Raw genomic sequence first — 17,507 nt, 5'->3', positions numbered from 1 at the left:
GTGAGCTGTGTTTTACATCACAGTTTTTGTAGTTACGGGTAACATGTTACCCGTAACGTGCTATCGTAGAAACAGGTGAGTACAACCAAATTCCAAAATTGAGATTGAGGTCAAACTATGGCAGGTCGCAGCATTATCGTTATGGGTGTTTCAGGGTGTGGTAAGTCAAGTGTGGGTTCTGCACTGGCAAATGCTTTGAATGCTAAATTTATCGATGGTGATGATTTGCACCCAAAAGCAAACATCTTAAAGATGAGCGCAGGTAACCCTCTGAATGATGATGATCGTGCACCGTGGCTAGAACGTATCCGTGATGCGGCATTTAGCCTTGAGAAGAAAAATGAAACGGGCATTATTGTCTGCTCTGCGCTGAAACGTAAGTATCGTGATATGATCCGTGAAGGTAATGAAAACGTCACTTTTATTTTCCTCGACGGTACTTTCGAACTGATTTTCGAACGTCTAAGCAAGCGTGTAGGCCACTTTCAAAAAGAAGGTATGCTACAAAGCCAATTTGATACGTTAGAAAGCCCATTACTTACTGATGAAACGGGTATTTTACGCGTTGATATTGATGCAGAGTTTGATCAAGTGGTTGAACGTGCCGTCATTGCAGCTAAAGAGGTTAACTAATGCACCCTGTTATTGCCAAAGTTACAGCTCGGATTGCTGAACGCAGTGCACAATCTCGTGCGCGTTATCTCGCACAAATTCAATCTCAAGCTGCACAAGGTAAGAATCGCGCAAGCTTAGCCTGTGGCAACCTTGCCCACGCTGTAGCGGCCTGTTCTAGCCAGCAAAAAGGCCAAATTCTCGACATGACCCGCGCTAACGTGGGCATTGTCACCGCATACAATGATATGCTCTCTGCACATCAGCCTTATCAATTCTATCCTGACCAAATCAAAGCGGTTTTGGCCGAATTAGGACACAGCGCACAAGTGGCTGGCGGTGTTCCTGCTATGTGTGACGGTGTAACACAAGGGCAGCCGGGCATGGATATGTCTCTGTTCTCACGTGATCTGATTGCACAAGCTACTGCTGTATCACTGAGCCACAATACGTTTGATGCCACCCTACTTTTAGGCATTTGCGATAAAATTGCTCCCGGACAACTGATGGGTGCACTGGCCTTTGGCCATCTGCCAACAGCATTTATTCCAGCTGGCCCAATGCCAACTGGCATCAGCAATGATGAGAAAGTCAAAGTCCGCCAGAAATATGCAGCCGGTGAACTTGGCCGTGATGCACTGCTTGATATGGAGTGTGGTGCATATCATGCGCCGGGCACATGTACTTTCTACGGTACAGCCAACACCAACCAGCTGGTATTTGAAGCGATGGGCCTGATGTTACCGGGTTCTGCTTTTATCCCACCCAATACTGAACTGCGTAATGCACTAACCGATCATGCTGCCCGTAAAGTGGCGAGCATGGTACAAGGCGGCAGCGAGTACCGCCCGCTGGCTGACGTGCTTGATGAACGCTGTATGGTCAATGGTCTGATTGCCCTGCTAGCCTCTGGCGGCAGTACTAACCACACCCTGCACATGATTGCCGTTGCTCGTGCCGCTGGCCTGATTGTCACATGGGATGACTTCAGCGAACTTTCTGATGTTGTACCACTGATGACTCGTGTCTACCCGAATGGACCGGCAGATATCAATGCTTTCCAAGCGGCTGGCGGTGTTCCGCTCTTGCTGCGTAAGCTGGCCGAGCGTGGTCTGCTGCATATGGATGCCACTCCAGTATTTGGCACGATGGAAGATTACCTGAGCCTGCCGACACTGGAAAATGGCGCATTAGTATGGCAGCCGGTGATGGAAACGCGCGATCCGGCCGTTATCGCAGAAGGTGACAGCGTATTTAACACGACCGGTGGGCTAAAAGTACTGTCAGGCAACTTAGGCCGTGGCGTGATTAAAGTCAGTGCCGTTGCCCCTGAGCACCATATTGTTCACGCTCCAGTTGAGATTTTCGAATCTCAGCACGATGTAGAAGCAGCTTACAAAGCGGGTACGCTGAACCGTGATGTTATCGTGGTTGTTCGCCACAACGGGCCGGGCGCAAATGGTATGCCTGAATTACATAAGCTGATGCCAATTCTGGGTAATATCCAGAAAGCTGGCTTTAAAGTGGCACTGGTCACTGATGGCCGTTTGTCTGGCGCATCAGGAAAAATTCCTGCCGCTATTCACGTGACGCCGGAAGCGAGCAAAAACGGCCCTCTTGCTTATCTACAAAACGGTGATGTCATCACGCTTGATGCCACTCAGGGTACATTAAGTACTGATGCCGATCTGAGCCAGCGCGCAGCATTCCACCCAGATTTAACTGCCGAGCAGACAGGTTTTGGCCGGAATTTATTTAAAGTATTCCGCGAACATGTTTCCAGTGCGGAAACCGGTGCAACGGTGATTGATTAATCCACATAATTAAACAGCATAGCATTGTCGTTGATTGGATCACGATCAATCCGTGAATTGCCTTCGCACTTCATTTATTATGCTATTGACTCTGCGCGCACCCCGATGTGCGCGCAACTTTGTGTAATGCTAAGGAATAACACATGAATTGGACTGTTTCCCCTGCCGACGTTTTTGCCACTTCACCTGTCGTACCGGTTATGGTTATTAACCACGTAGCAGATGCTGTACCTATGGCAAAAGCACTGGCAGACGGCGGGATCACCGTATTTGAAGTGACCTTGCGTACCGATGCAGCACTCGACGCTATCCGTGCGATTGCTGATGCTATGCCAGAAGCCATGATTGGTGCAGGCACAGTGATTAACCCTGAGCAATACGACGCAGCCGTGGCTGCGGGTGCAAAATTCATCATCAGCCCAGGGTGCACCCGTGAGCTGCTTGATCATGCTAAACAGCACAGCACTCCGCTGATCCCAGGTGTTGCAACACCGTCTGAGGTGATGCAAGCGCTGGCACAAGGTTATACGCACCTGAAATTTTTCCCAGCAGAAGCAAATGGTGGCGTTACAGCACTGAAAGCCATTGCAGCCCCTCTGCCACAAGTGCGTTTTTGCCCAACCGGTGGCGTTAGCCCGAAAAACGTTCACGACTACTTATCAGCAAAATGTGTCGCCACTGTAGGTGGTTCATGGATGCTGCCTGCCGACGCCATTGCCGCACACGACTGGGCTACTATTACTCGTCTGTCAGCAGAAGCGGTTGCACTGGTTTCAGCTAAGTAAGTATTTACCGTAGTCTCGGCTTTATCAGCCCCTATTGCGCAAAAAAAAGACCGAATATTCGGTCTTTTTTTTATTCTGTTTTATCATTACCGCTGAAAAGCGATAATCGCCGACTCACCTAATGGCAAAATCAAATGCTCTCTCCGGCATCAAGCCGATAGCCCAAATCATATACCCGCTGCGTTCGCACCTCTCCGGCTAAACGAGCCAATAGTGATTCGGCTGCAAGCTTACCCATTTCACGTCGTGGTGTGTGCACACTGGCGAGCTTAGGCATAATGGTCTGCCCGATATCATGCCCGTGAAAACCGGCTATCGCTACCTGTTGCGGAATCGCAATGCCCAGACGCTGGCAGGCAAAAATGGCCCCCACAGCCAAATCATCGTTAGTGCAGAAAATACCATCGGTATCAGGATAACAGCGCAGTGTTTCTTCCAACAATTCAGCACCCAACGAATAAGAAGAGGCGGCCTCAGTCATCACATGCCGCGCTTCTAGCCCATATGTGGCCATTGCACGAATATAGCCATCAAAACGCTGCTGCGTCCGCACATCCATCCGAGCGCCCAGATACACTATCTTGCGATAGCCTTTTTGCAGCATCAGCGTAGTCATATCAAAACTGGCCGCTTCATTATCTAGCCCCACAGCCAGTTGAATGCTGGGTGAACGGGAGTCCATAATCTCGACAACCGGAATACCCGCAGTTTCAATCATTTTTAGCGTACGGGGCGTATGGTAACTTTCCGATAAAATCAACCCATCAACATGGTATGAGAGTAATGAGGCTATCCGAGTCTCTTCCACCGCAGCACTGTAACCATAGTGCGCGAGCATGGTCTGATAACCTTTTTGCTCCGTCACCGATTCAATGCCACGCAACACCTCCGAAAATACTTGGTTGGTCAACGAAGGCAGCAATACACCAATAGCCTGACTTTTTGCGTTCGACAAAATATCTGGTGCTCGGTTGGGGATATATCCTAAATCCTCAAGGGCATCGGCTATTTTTAGCTGAATAGGGGCAGAGACTTGTGAAGGGTCACGCAAGTAACGGCTGACCGTCATTTTCGTTACACCGACGACATCCGCGACATCTTGCAAAGTTGGCCGTTTTTTCTTCATTTTATCTACAAATCAAAAATGATGTTACCTGTAACATAACATGTCTCTCTGATTCAACCTATAACTTTACGCATAAAATTCTTACGCTTAATCATAACGTCTACTCTTTATTATCAATAAGCCAAATCAATATCAGAATAATAAATACTGCAATTACCTGAAATCGTCAAAATAATGTCACATCCTCAGTGTACGTGACATTTTTCTAACACTGTTTTTTTAGTTGTATTATGTTTCAACGTATTATTTAAATATAACGCACTATAATGAGTTTTTATTCCCCCGTAACATTAACTTAATTAAAAGTTAAAAATAACTTGAATAGCACTTTCTAATAAGATATTTCTTAAAAAAGGGAGTGTATTATTTTATATGATAGATAGAATTTATAAATCTCTCTTTCATATTGAGCTGAATATAGAGAAAGTAGATTTAAATTCACTATACAGATCGCAAAATTTAGCGCAGTAGGTGGTCATCTTGTCGTAACAGGTGAAATACTAAATGCATATTGTCAGTGAGGTTTTTCTATGCACACTTTACACGACCATCAGCCATTTTTTACACCTGAAGAGTACTTGCAAAACGCAAGCTTCTATATCCCTGAGCGGGAGATCCCCTTTTTTGATCAGAAGATAGATGATGCGATCACTGTACCAGTACAGTGCAATCATGAAATAACAATGATCATTGGCATTGAAAACATGGAAGGAAAAGTGTATCGCGAGATCACTGCATACACTTTTGACGATTTTACTGATTTGATAGCTCAACTCGCGCGATTGCATTTAGTAGATGTTTTTCCTGCAAGTTATTATGTTACTAGCGGTTATGATAGCCGTTTACGTTTTACGCATTAAACCCTATCGTTACACTAAAAAGCTATCTGCGTAATTATTCTACCTTAGCAAGTCAGACACACTATCTATAGTGTAATGCTCTATGTTAAAAGTAAACCCACTATACTGACTAACAATGAACGCCAATATACAAACTATATGCAGCTACAGATACCTAACCGTTATTTTAAGATATAAATAAAGTAATAAGGAAAAACAATACTCTGAAACGCACTTTAATAATAGTCTGATATTTATCACCGTAAAATAAGATCTATGTTTTTAGTGTCTTTTATTTATATCCTTTAACAAGGCTCATGATTACAACCAGAGTTCAGCATTATAGTTCTTTATGTTTAACCATGAAAATCAGATAATAATCTAAGCATACCCGTTGAATACTTGACTTTATAATAAATCAAACATAATCACACTACATATAACTTAGCATGCCATGCATAAAGGTAGAATAAATGCCGTATTTTAATTAATGGTTCATTCATTTACTCTATTGATCATTACTCCTATAAATAACCACTATTATTTATGATTGTATATGGTCGCCAAGGTCAATTTGTTATCATTAATCAATTAAAAAATCCATCTTGATTCTGTATATTCTCTTTGCAAAAACACGAATAAACCCCTATCCCTTTTCTATGTTTATTTTTTTAGTTATTGCTTTTGACTTTGTTATAACACAACGTTTAAAAGAGCAGTAACAAAGTCAATACCATTTATAACTTTGCGTTTTCTTTTACATTACAGAAATGTGAAATATTTAGTTTCATTTTCTTTTATTATAAAAATCATATAATTAAATGAAAGTATTCATTACTTTGTTAATAAATATTTACATAGCTAAAAAAGTAAAAAAATATTGGTAATATTAACGGTTATGTCATGTTAGTAACGTAAAAAATACGCATCAATGCTGATGGTTGTGGAGCTTTGGAATGATTAATGTGGATGATGTTTTAAACAAGTATATACCGGCGCTGCCGCAGCACACGTGGCTCTATCGCCCCGTGAGTGCAGTATTAAAAAATCTACTGCATGAACAAGATTTACAAACATTTGCCCATGATTACCCAAGTGTTACTGGCTTTCAGTTTGTTGAACAAGTACTTAATTACTTTAGTTTCAGTGCGATTGTTAATCCGAGCCAACTTGAAAATATTCCTGTTACAGGGCGTGCAGTTTTTATTGCAAATCACCCCATTGGCTCTCTTGATGGTTTAGCATTGTTGAACCTCATTGGCAAAGTCCGCTCTGATGTCAGAATTGTTGCGAATGATCTCTTATTACAAATTAAAGCTCTCACTTCTCTGTTGTTGCCAGTTAATAATATGGGCGGAGGCACACCAAAAGAGAACTTAAATAAGATCAATCAATGGTTAGAGCAAGAGGGTGCATTGATTATCTTTCCTGCCGGAGAAGTCTCTCGGTTACGTCCTAATGGCATTCAAGATACTCTTTGGCACAGTGGTTTTTTACGCATGGCCAGCCGCGCACAAGCGCCTGTGATTCCGATTCATATCACAGGAAGAAATTCAGCCATTTTTTATGGTACATCTATGCTGTACAAGCCTCTCTCTACGTTACTACTTGTACAAGAGATGTTTAACCAAACACACAAAGCGATACAAGTTCGTATCGGATCGCCAATCCCCTATCGCCATTATCACTCACTTTGTCACCTACCATTAAAAACTCGCATTAAGTTATTTCGTAAGCACCTTTACCTCATTGGGAATGATAAAGAGGGTGTACTACCTACTGAAATTGCTATTGCACACCCAGAAAATCGCCAATCACTGCGTCAAGCTATTTTTGCTTGTGAGCAATTGGGTGTGAGTAATGATGGTAAAAAAATCTATTTGTACCGTTATCAACCGAACTCTCCAGTGATGCGTGAAATTGGCCGCTTACGTGAACTGGCATTTCGTGCTGTAGGTGAAGGCTCTGGGCAACGCTATGATATAGATGGGTATGATAAACATTATCTGCATATTGTGTTGTGGGATGATAATGAACTTGAGATTGTAGGTGCTTATCGTTTATGTGATACCGCTACGACACTTCAAGAAAAAGGTCTAGAGGGTATTTATACACACTCTCTGTTCCATTATGACGAAGGTATGACTCCTATCTTACAACAAGGATTAGAGCTTGGCCGTAGTTTTGTACAGCCACGTTACTGGGGATTACGTAGCCTTGACTATTTATGGATGGGCATTGGGGCCTTTTTAGCAAAAAATCCGCAATTTCGTTATCTTTTTGGCCCTGTCAGTATCAGTAACGGTATGCCACCGGAAGCAAAAAATTTATTAGTTTATTTTTATCAAACTTATTTTACAGCCGAACATGCTGTCGCACGCTCTCGCAGACCGTATGAGTTAACCACCGATTTACAAAAAGAGCTGCAACAGCACTTTAACGGAAATGACTATGTACAAGATCTCACCACACTAAAACTCTTGTTGCATCATTTCGGTGTACAGATCCCAACACTGTATAAGCAGTACAGTGAGCTCTGTGAGCAAGGTGGTGTGCAATTTTTAGATTTTGGTACAGATCCTGACTTTGCAGACTGTATTGATGGGTTGGTTTTAGTCGATACAACCAAAATTAAGGCAAGAAAACGCCAACGTTATATTGATGTTCACTTTGCTACAAATGCCTAATATTGTGTCTATTTATACGTAAAATAATATACTTTTGAGAAAATAGTCACCTACAAAAAAACAAAGCCCTCTATACTCTCAACACAGGGCTTTATTTTTTGTATCACCTTTTATATAAAATATGCTTTTTATATAAAACAGAAGCAAGAAACGGCCATCACTAAACTGATATGGCTTATTTACCCCATGTCCGCACCGGCCCGGTGTCAATGTGTACAAAATTACTCTTTGGATAATAGCCTACACCACCTGCGCGCATTTTTAGTGCAGCTTTACGTACATTGCTTAAAGATGCACCCTCAATACGAAAATCAACCGCACGTGCCAGTGTATGGTAGCTATGTTTTGCTACACCACTAGAACGGTGACGTAAATTATTATTTGTTTTTGGTGATCGATAACCTGAAATAAGTTGAATCTCACCTTTTGCGCCGAGCATTAACTGCACTCGATACAACTGCTCAAACAGTTTTTTATCTATTTTCGTCACCTGATTTGCACGGTAATCACGCAGCAAAAAATTAAGCCGAGTTAACTCTTCAGACACATAGTTTTTACCATCAAAAAACTCTGCTTTGACTTTTTCGCCTGTATTAATATTACTTAGAGTCAGGACTTTAGGTTTTGATGTAGAGAGTGATGCCCAAGCCTGCCCAGGTAATAACGAGCAACCGAGTACTACACCACCTAAAGCAAGCCATTTACGACGGCCGTGATTAACATCTTGCTCAAGATTTTGCATAATTTTAGTGATTACTATCCGGTTAATTATAAATAAACGCTATAAATAGCAGCAGCACGAACCTTAACTGGCATGACAAAGCTAGTCAACCTCTGCTAACAGACCAATATCTGACAGATTTTTTTACAACTCATACAGCTCAGACACTTCGTTTACTTTTTCATTCTTTTTTAGTGCTGTTTTTATGATCTAAATCACAAAAAAAAGCTAAAAATGAGAACTCTCCCCAACTATCGAGAATATGACAGCCCCTACTCTCTTTTTTTCTATTTTGTCGGTGATATTCAATTTCAGGTCTATGCCGTAACATGGTGTTCTATGATGACCACTAACCAAGCTACATACTTATCATAAAAAAAGAGAGCATTTCTGCTCTCTTCTCTTTAAAACTTAGTATTATACTCGTATTAGTTAAGCAATGTCCGCAGATTATCGCGAATTAGCGTACTAGCACGAGAGACTTTATCGTAATCATATATATCAGTTCGATACTGAACTTGCCCACTGTCTGCAACCCAAGAAGAGAGATAGTAAATTTGTACCGGTACGCGTTCACGAATAGGTACATAGGTCGTTTTACCTTTGTTCAAAGTAGAACTCACACGCTCTTGATTCCAACCCACATCTTTTAGCAACATGTCTGCTAATTGTGCGGCTTTATTGACGCGTATACAACCTGAGCTTAATGCACGTATATCCTTACCAAACAATCCTTTAGATGGCGTATCGTGCAAATAAATGGCATCTGAATTTGGCATATTAAACTTATAACGCCCTAATGAGTTATCATCACCAGGTGCTTGTTTTAAGCGATAGGGAAAATTCTTATCTGACATTTTTGACCAATCAATGTCATACGGTGAAATTTCATACGCTTCATTAGTCCAGTCACTTAAAATGACATAACCATGTTTTGCCAAATAGCTTGGATCACGCTTAATTTTTGGAATCAAATCTTCACGGATCAGACGATCTGGCACTGTCCACGGCGGGTTTAATACCACGTTATTCAGTTGGCTATGCATAAACGGGGTTTTACGCGTTGGTCGCCCTACAATAACTTTAGAGTCAAGGATCTCTTTGCCACCACGGTAATAGGCTAAATGATAATCAGGAATATTAACCCAGATCCCATTCACTTTTTCTGTTGGTAACAGGCGTAAACGCTGCATATTTAATGCCAGCAATGCTGCGCGTGTTTGTGGGTCTTGATTGAGCCAAAAACGCGTCCGTGGACCAATAACACCATCAGCCTCTAAACCATGCTGACGTTGGAAATTCTCAACGGCATCAACCCGTGTACCGCTATATACATCGTCGCTAACATCAGTAACAGCATCAGGTAAGTAACCTGTCAATTGTAAGATATGATCCAACACCGCAACGTCGGGGTTTGAATCCCCTGGCCGCAACGATGGGCCATTTCCTAACTGTGGCCAACCCTCATCACTTTCATGGATAAGACGTGCTAACGCTTTTTGCATCAGTGCATATTGCCGATTTTGAGGCGCAAGACTGTTAATAAAAGCCAATTCTGTAGCATTATCTTTCGCTTTTAACCACTGCATGATGCGCTTTTCAGTTGGTGTGGCTAAAACTACAGGTGTTGTTTTTGTATATAGCCAGCTATCGCCTTTTGCTTTAATTTGATCAACATAGCTTAAATACCCTAACATCGCATCAGAGAGTACAATGTCTTTTGCCATTTCAGACAGCTTTGGATTAGACAGCTCTTTGACCCATTGAGTAAAACGAGGGCTAACACCTGCAAGGGCTAACTCATTTAATTGCAGTAAAAATGCCTCTTTTACTTGCTGATTTTGCCAAAGCGGTTGCATGTGACTTGCGGTGTATAACTTACTTATCTGTTGAGGAAAAGCAAGTACGATACTCGCAGGTAAAATTTGGTCAATACGCGGTGTTGCAACACGGCTATTTGCGTGCGCAGCCCCTGCTGTTGCAGCCATTGCTATTGAAGGTTGTGCTAACAAAACAGCTAACAGCAAACAACCTAGCTTTTGAGTTACCTTTAATGAGCTCATGTAAATTCAACTCTTTTATTTTCATTATTGTTTTTTGCACACTGACACCACTGCTTTTACAATACTGCGCATTTGTCATGGCGCTTACGTATTGTTGTGTACAAACTCACATCATTAAAATATAGGATAAAAAAAGCATACCTTGATCATCGCAGCTGATCTATTGCTCGTCACATTAATTAACGTAAAACGCACGTCTAATCATAAAATAAAGAAAATCAATACATAAAATAAAAAGCCAGACACAATCTATTATTACGCCTGGCTTTTTTTACCATTTACAGTGCAATTTTAATGCCCTGTACCTATAGGTAACACAGCACTAATGTGTAAATTAAAATGTATCTTCAATTTCAACATTACGATCTGTTACTAAATCTGTATTTTGTGTGTGATTATCTTTCAGCGTTTTTGCCTCTACACCAAAACCACGCAAACCAACCACATGCACGTGTTCGTGATTTTTAAACACTTTACGTACCAGTTTGTAGGTTGTCCCTTTTTCTGGACTGATATTTTCCGGTGCAGCAATTAGCAGTTGCATATCTAAGCGATCACACAGTTCAAATAGAGTGGAGATAGATTTCGCATCCAAACGCGCAGCTTCATCAAGGAATAGCAAACGACATGGTGCGATATCTTTGCCGCGTAAACGGCGTGACTCCTCTTCCCAGCTCTGCACCACCATCAGTAAAATGGCCATACCAGTACCAATCGCTTCACCGGTAGAGAGTGCGCCACTTTCTGCTCGTAACCAGCCATCTGAACCACGGCAAACTTCCACTTCCAGTTCAAGGTAGTTACGGTAATCGAGCAACTCTTCACCCACAGTCTGTGGGCTACGCTGACCAATATCAATATGTGGATTCAGGCGCTGATACAGTTTTGCCAGTGCTTCAGAGAAGGTAAGACGCTGATTAGAGAACAAATCTTGATGCTGTTCACGCTGCTCTGCTAAACCATTGAGCAACATGGCATGGCTTTCACGCACATTGACTGACAAACGTACGCTCTGCACCTGTCCAAACGAGATATTTTGCAAACCCTGATTCAGCATGCGGATACGGTTCTGCTCACGCTGAATCGTCTTACGCATAATATTGGCCACCGCTTCAGCACTGATAGCCAAACGCTGCTCACGGTTGGTCAGCTCTTCGGTCAGACGCGCCAGCTCAATTTCCATCTGCTCAATGGCATCCACTGGATCATCGGTGCGGATAATATCTTGTCGAATACGCTCACGCAGATGCTGATAAACCGCGATATAGAACAGTACTTTCTTTTCAGGATGACGTGAATCTTCCGATGTGCGCAGTACATCACGCAACATTTCATTATTCGCTACCGCCTGACGCAGCGTACCCAATGCTTTATCCGACATTGAGCGCAGCTCATCTGCCGACAAGTAAGCCAACTCACGCTTATGTAAACGGCGCTCTACATCATTGTCGCGCGCCAAACGCAATACGGCACACCAGTTGGCTTTTGCACTCACCACTTGTCCGCGTAGCGTTAGGTAATCACGCTCAAGTTTGCGCAGACGTTTTTGCAGACTGTCCATCTCTGCTTCTACGATTGCGGTTTGCTTCTCAAGCTGGCTACGGCGCTGACGGTTATGGCTCAGTTGTGTGTGCAGTTCATCACGGCGAATACGTGCCCGCTCTTCTGCACCACTGTCGGCTCGCACACCCAAATCCTGCATCTCTTGTTCAAGCTCTTTGAACATATCGCGCTTGGCATCGGCTGCACTTTTCAGTGACGCCATCACTTGGTGATACTGGCTGTGTTGGCTTTGTAATTGACGCAACTGATCACGACAACGGCTACGTTCGGCTTCAGCATGGCTCAGTTGTTCACGCAGTTTCTCCGTAAAACCGGAAGATTCCCCAACCATACCCACCGATTCTGCGTAAGCAAAATAGGCGCGGCGTTGAACCACTTCCGACAGTGCAAACAGCTTTTGCTTGGCTTCACGCTGGGCACTTTGCGCGTGGTGATAATCAGCCTGAAGATGTGAGTACTGCTCAGGATCACTTTGCAACACATTGACTACTGATTCTAGCTGTTGCAAATGCTCGCCATGCTGCTGAATATGACGCTGCGCAATACGCGCGTTATCCAGCTCTTCCCGCAACTCATCAACACGGTCAATGAGGGTTTCATCCGCCAGCAATGCACTGAGTGGAACAAGGCGGTTGAGCATATTTACGCACTCACGAGCCTGCTCTGCTTGTGAACGCAGTTGTTTCTCGGTGGCATCCGCCTGACTCAAATCACGATCAATATCACTGCGCTGTTGAGTCAGCAGACGAATCTGCGCTTCCGGATCGGCATCAAACGCGGTTGCGAGATATTCACCAACAAAGCGGCTAAATGTCTGGTGTAAACGCTGTAATTTTTGTACATCAAATGACAGCGTTGCATATTTCTCAGCCAGTGTTTCACGTTCAGTACGCAGTATTTCAAGACGATTTTCACGTGCAGCACGGCCAAACAGCGGAACAGCCGGAAAACGCGAGTAACGCAGTTGACGATCAGACACTTGTACAACAACCGCGCCTTCGAGCTCTTGTGTCTGGAATACGCTGTCGTCAAAAGATTGGGGATCACCTTCGATCAAATAAAGATCTTCAGGGCAATCATCAAGCTCGGTGAGCAGATCACGTATGGCGCTAAGATCTTGCACTACAATACCGTGACGTGCAGGGCCATACAGTGCAGAGAAATAAGGTGCGTCATCAATGGTGACATCATCATAAATCTCAGAGAGCAGCACCCCACCTAGACGCTCGGCCAATGCAACCAAACGGCCATCTTCTGCCCCGCCAGGCTGCGCCAAACGCTCTATCTGCGTCTCAATATCGTGCTTACGGGCAGCAATATGATCTCGAACCACCGTTTGCGCACGCTCATCTTCTAGCAGGCTTTGCATCTGCTGCATGACGGCCTGACTGTCTTCGAGCGGTTGTCCGGTCTGCGCACTTAAGTTGTTCAGCGCATCTTGTGCTGCTAGCCACTGAGGTGCACGCGCTGATAGCGCGGAAACTTGGATACTAATCTGTTCACGCTGCTGGCGCAGGTGATTACGCTGTTCAAGGTGTTCGGCAAGCTCGGTATTAATACTCTCGTGGTTTGCCTCTTGCTGTGCCTGTTCATCGGCCAGCTCTGCGGGGTGATCCAACGCCACACCGCTGCGTTTGATGTACTCATTAAGCAGACGCTCGGCCTCTTGCTGAGATCGTAAACGCTGCTCAAGCTCTGCCAGTTGCGCACGCAAAGGTTCTGCTCGTTCGGCAAAATGGCGCTGAGAGGGCTGATTGCGCAGCAATTCCCGTGCAGTCTGCCATGCATCGCTACGCGCGACCTGACCGGCAATACGGCACACCAGCTGATAGGCCCTTTCAAATTGCCCAGATGCGGCCTGTGCGACATTGATCTTTTGCTCTAATCCCAACAGTTGTTCAGTCAGAGCCTGTTCGCGAATGGCAAACTCCTCTTGCCACTGCGCGGCATTTTCTGCAGTGAGATCGGGCAACGCACACAGTGCACGGGCTTTTTCAAGCGCCTGTACTGCCTGCTGATATTGCAGTGCGCGGGTTTGCTGTGAGTCAAGCGCCTGCTGATAGTCAGCTAATTGTGATTTCAGATCATCAACATCAATCTCTGCGCCTTCGGCACGCTCTTCGGCATCGGCCAGACGCTCGGCTGACTCTTCAACCACTTCCGTTTGCTCTTCCAGACGCATTGAAAGCTCATCGAGATCGTCACGGTAACGCTCAATTTTCTCTTGCTGACGCAGTGCCGTCATCACCAGATTTAGGTGATCAGCAGCAGCTTGGTAATCGGCTTCTAAATCACTTTCTGCCCCTTGATGCTCAGCCAGTTCACGCCCCATTTCGACCAAGCGGTATTGCTGACTAACCAGTTCGCTGCGCGCACCAAACCACTCGCGGCGCATATTCATTACCGCTTCAAGGTGCTGACGGCGCTCATTGGCATGGCGCATGTAGTCGGCAGCAACATAGTGAGTCGACTCAGTGATCAGTTGCTTGAACATGTCGCGATCAGACTGTGTGACACGAATGGCTTCGAGTGTCATCCGGTTTTCACGCAGTGCCGCTTCCATATCCTGAAAGGCTTTACGCACACCCACGTTTTCAGGCAGCAAATAATCACGCAGAGAGCGAGTAATGGCGCTGGAGATCCCTCCATACAGTGAGGCTTCAATCAGGCGATAAAACTTACTACGATCAGATGCCGAGCGCAGACGTTTGGGGATAATTCCCATATCAAACATCATACTGTGGTAATCAGTAATTGAGTTAAATTGCTTAAACTGCACACCTTCCATGCCATCAACCAAATCGCGCACTTCTGGCAACTGACGTACACGTGCTTGTGAGTCAGAGAGCTTTTCAGTCAGCAATTCCGTCGGATAACTGGCCATGGGCAGGCCTTGGATCATAAATGGCTTAATATCCACTTTCCGATCACGCCCCGCCACCTGCTGTAAACGCACACCAATCAGCACGCGTTGATGGCGTGAGTTAACCGTATCAATCGTGGCATAGCAAACGCCGGCTTTAAGTTTGCCGTACAAGCCTTTATCACGTGAACCAGAGGTTGCACCCGCTTCGGTGGTATTACGAAAGTGCAGTAACGTTAGATCGGGGATCAAGGTGGTGACAAATGCCGCCATCGTGGTGGATTTACCCGCACCATTTCCGCCAGATAGCGTGGTGACCAGATCATCAAGATCAAAAGTCCGGGCAAAAAAACCGTTCCAGTTTACCAACGTTAATGAGCGAAATTTACCGCGTTCGATCATATTCGATTATTCCTCGCCATCATCAACGAAAGCGTTACTGTCTGCATTATCATCACGGCTATCGTCTAAAGATAGGCTCTCTACGGCCATCGCTTCCCCATCACGGATCATGCGTAGCTGCGCTTCACGCGGATCATCACCACTGCGGACATCAGCCCCAAAACGAAATACTGCTTCTGAAATTCGAAACTTTCCACTGTCACCAATCATCACCACCATACCAAGGCGGCGCAAACGGTTCATCGAGGTGTTTACTTTATCATGCAGTTTTTTGCGATCTAGATCTGAACCGGTTGAACGGTTGTTCACCAGTTTGAGCAACTTGCTCTCATCGGCCAGATTCATTAGCTCATCATGCAAGTCAGCAACGGTGAAGATCCCCTCTTGTGCCAAGCGTTCCGGGCTAAGATAGAGATAACACAACACTTTTCCGACCAACATATCAAGTGCTGAAAGCACGCTACGCGCAATCAAGGTTGTTGAACGCGGGCGTAAATAGAAGAAGCCTTCTGGTGCGCGGATCAGTTCAACATGATAACGGCGGTAAAAATCATCCAGCTCTGACTGAAAATCCATCAAAAAAGCGTGGTTGTCTAAATCGTCTAATCCAATATGTCGGCCTGAACGCAGCATGCTGTCAAGCACAGGGAAAATTGGGTTTGCTAATGCCTGCGCTAAACGCAGTGGCATATATTGTTCAATATTCATCGATGACATGGGCCTGTACCTTGGCTCCGTGGTCGTTAATGGCCTGCCACTCTGGTTGCAGGCCGGCAAAATCAGCTTTCGCTATCCCAAGCCGTACGGCGTGATCAACGAGTAGGCGTGATACGTCAAAGTGGCGGGCATAAGGAAAACGCTGGAGAAAATCGTGAAGTACATGGCCTAAATCGAGTGGGCGATTATGCTGACGATAGTCAATGAGCAGTGCATCAATACTGTCTGCGAGCTGCTCATTAAGATCAGCTAAACTTTCATACTCAAGTTCAGGAGGCAGCAGACCAGTTGCTTCTTCATCACGCAATGTCAGTTCTTCATCACGCATATCTAGCAAGCGATCGGCATTGGCGTGCAACAATACCCATGGCATATCAAAGTAGTCGTGAATAGACTGGCGTAGACGCTGACCAAAAATCCGATTTTTATCCATATCAATGGCAGTACGGATAAATTTATGCACGTGCCGATCATAACCAATCCACAGGTCAATCGCTTGCTGACCCCAGCTGATAATGCGATCAAGTTTGGCTTGCAGATCAAGCACCAGTTGATCAACAAAGTTCAAATCAGCCCGATTGAGTGTAGCATCTTGAATCTGTAATAGGCGTGATTGCAGTTTATCACCGGCCGCTTCAAGGGTATCTTGCAACTCGCGCAGGTTTCCTGAGGTTTCATCAAGCAGTAGTTCACAACTTGTCATTGCGGCACGCCAATCTTTACTTAATAACGCAGCAATATCCTCTTTTACTGACTGCTGCTGTTCATCCATCAAACGCTGGGTAAGATCGATACTATCAAAGATCTCAGCAACCGAGTATTTTAACGGCGCATACACGTTACGTCGCCAGTGTGGCTCTTCACCACCCTCTTCAGCCGCTTCTGCGGCACGCTGAATTTCATCGGCCACAATAGAGAGCTGCACCGACAAGCGCAGTGCAGAAAACTCTCGTTGGCGGATATAATAATCCGTTATCCCAATCCCTAACGGAGTTAGGCGATAAATTGACTGCCCCTCTGTCAACTCACTGGTAAAACGGCTAAGTAAACGCTGACGCACCAGATCATTGATGGCATTGTTTGCACGTTGAGTCAGGGTTTCGGTGGCCAATTCAAACGCCGTAGTGACATGGCGAAACGCATCAACCAATTCACCTTCCGACATTTCACCGTCAAAACGCTCACTGTTCAATGTGGCTATGGCCAATAAAAACGCTAAACGCTCTACCGGCAGTGCAATCGAGAAATCGTTTTTTCTCGCCCAGGCGACCAGCTCAGGTACGGTCTGGGAAAACTCACTCATGCAATATCCCTT

At 44.8% G+C, this 17,507-nt stretch carries 11 protein-coding genes; 5 read left to right on the top strand and 6 right to left on the bottom strand.

Translation table 11 applies throughout. From position 1 onward, the window contains the following. Positions 1–117 precede the first annotated feature (117 nt). The 3 genes from ACRC53_RS03445 (at position 118) to ACRC53_RS03435 (ending at position 3,211) form a co-directional block, all read left to right on the top strand. Complete coding sequence (locus ACRC53_RS03445) at positions 118–633, top strand: gluconokinase (RefSeq protein WP_438642167.1); 516 nt, start codon at positions 118–120, stop codon at positions 631–633. After that, positions 633–2,426: a phosphogluconate dehydratase gene (edd, locus tag ACRC53_RS03440; RefSeq protein WP_438642166.1), complete on the top strand. Its 1,794-nt coding sequence runs from the start codon at positions 633–635 to the stop codon at positions 2,424–2,426. Before ACRC53_RS03445 ends, edd begins: the two co-directional genes overlap by 1 nt. A gap of 143 nt (positions 2,427–2,569) precedes the next feature. Beyond that, positions 2,570–3,211 carry a bifunctional 4-hydroxy-2-oxoglutarate aldolase/2-dehydro-3-deoxy-phosphogluconate aldolase gene (locus ACRC53_RS03435; protein ID WP_438623370.1) on the top strand — a complete coding sequence of 214 codons (642 nt, stop codon included), beginning with the start codon at positions 2,570–2,572 and terminating at the stop codon, positions 3,209–3,211. A gap of 130 nt (positions 3,212–3,341) precedes the next feature. Here ACRC53_RS03435 and gntR read toward each other — a convergent pair whose 3' ends face one another. Further along, complete coding sequence (gene gntR / locus ACRC53_RS03430; RefSeq protein ID WP_438642165.1) at positions 3,342–4,337, bottom strand: gluconate operon transcriptional repressor GntR; 996 nt, start codon at positions 4,335–4,337, stop codon at positions 3,342–3,344. A 530-nt stretch (positions 4,338–4,867) separates the two neighbouring features. On the opposite strand from gntR, the gene ACRC53_RS03425 reads away from it, so the two are divergent. Beyond that, complete coding sequence (locus tag ACRC53_RS03425; RefSeq protein WP_438642164.1) at positions 4,868–5,197, top strand: hypothetical protein; 330 nt, start codon at positions 4,868–4,870, stop codon at positions 5,195–5,197. A 935-nt stretch (positions 5,198–6,132) separates the two neighbouring features. Beyond that, positions 6,133–7,863: a GNAT family N-acyltransferase gene (locus ACRC53_RS03420; RefSeq protein WP_438642163.1), complete on the top strand. Its 1,731-nt coding sequence runs from the start codon at positions 6,133–6,135 to the stop codon at positions 7,861–7,863. A 175-nt stretch (positions 7,864–8,038) separates the two neighbouring features. On the opposite strand, the gene ACRC53_RS03415 is transcribed toward ACRC53_RS03420, so the two are convergent. From ACRC53_RS03415 to mukF, 5 genes are all read right to left on the bottom strand, one after another. Next, positions 8,039–8,605 carry a DUF882 domain-containing protein gene (locus tag ACRC53_RS03415; protein WP_438642162.1) on the bottom strand — a complete coding sequence of 189 codons (567 nt, stop codon included), beginning with the start codon at positions 8,603–8,605 and terminating at the stop codon, positions 8,039–8,041. A gap of 407 nt (positions 8,606–9,012) precedes the next feature. Next, positions 9,013–10,647: a L,D-transpeptidase gene (gene ldtD, locus ACRC53_RS03410; protein WP_438642161.1), complete on the bottom strand. Its 1,635-nt coding sequence runs from the start codon at positions 10,645–10,647 to the stop codon at positions 9,013–9,015. A gap of 334 nt (positions 10,648–10,981) precedes the next feature. Then, positions 10,982–15,475, bottom strand: a complete 4,494-nt coding sequence (gene mukB, locus ACRC53_RS03405; RefSeq protein WP_438642160.1) for a chromosome partition protein MukB — start codon at positions 15,473–15,475, stop codon at positions 10,982–10,984. 6 nt (positions 15,476–15,481) lie between these two features. Then, positions 15,482–16,192 (bottom strand): chromosome partition protein MukE, encoded by a 711-nt coding sequence (mukE, locus tag ACRC53_RS03400; RefSeq protein ID WP_438642159.1) that lies wholly within the window; start codon positions 16,190–16,192, stop codon positions 15,482–15,484. Continuing rightward, entirely contained in the window at positions 16,173–17,495 is a 1,323-nt protein-coding gene (gene mukF / locus ACRC53_RS03395) for a chromosome partition protein MukF (RefSeq protein WP_438642158.1), read from the bottom strand. Before mukF ends, mukE begins: the two co-directional genes overlap by 20 nt. Positions 17,496–17,507: the final 12 nt, after the last annotated feature.

Source organism: Plesiomonas sp., from assembly GCF_051652165.1.
Lineage (GTDB): Bacteria > Pseudomonadota > Gammaproteobacteria > Enterobacterales > CAMTGL01 > Plesiomonas.
The sequence above is the reverse complement of the archived record's forward strand: the minus strand, read 5'-3'. Positions and strand labels throughout refer to the sequence as shown.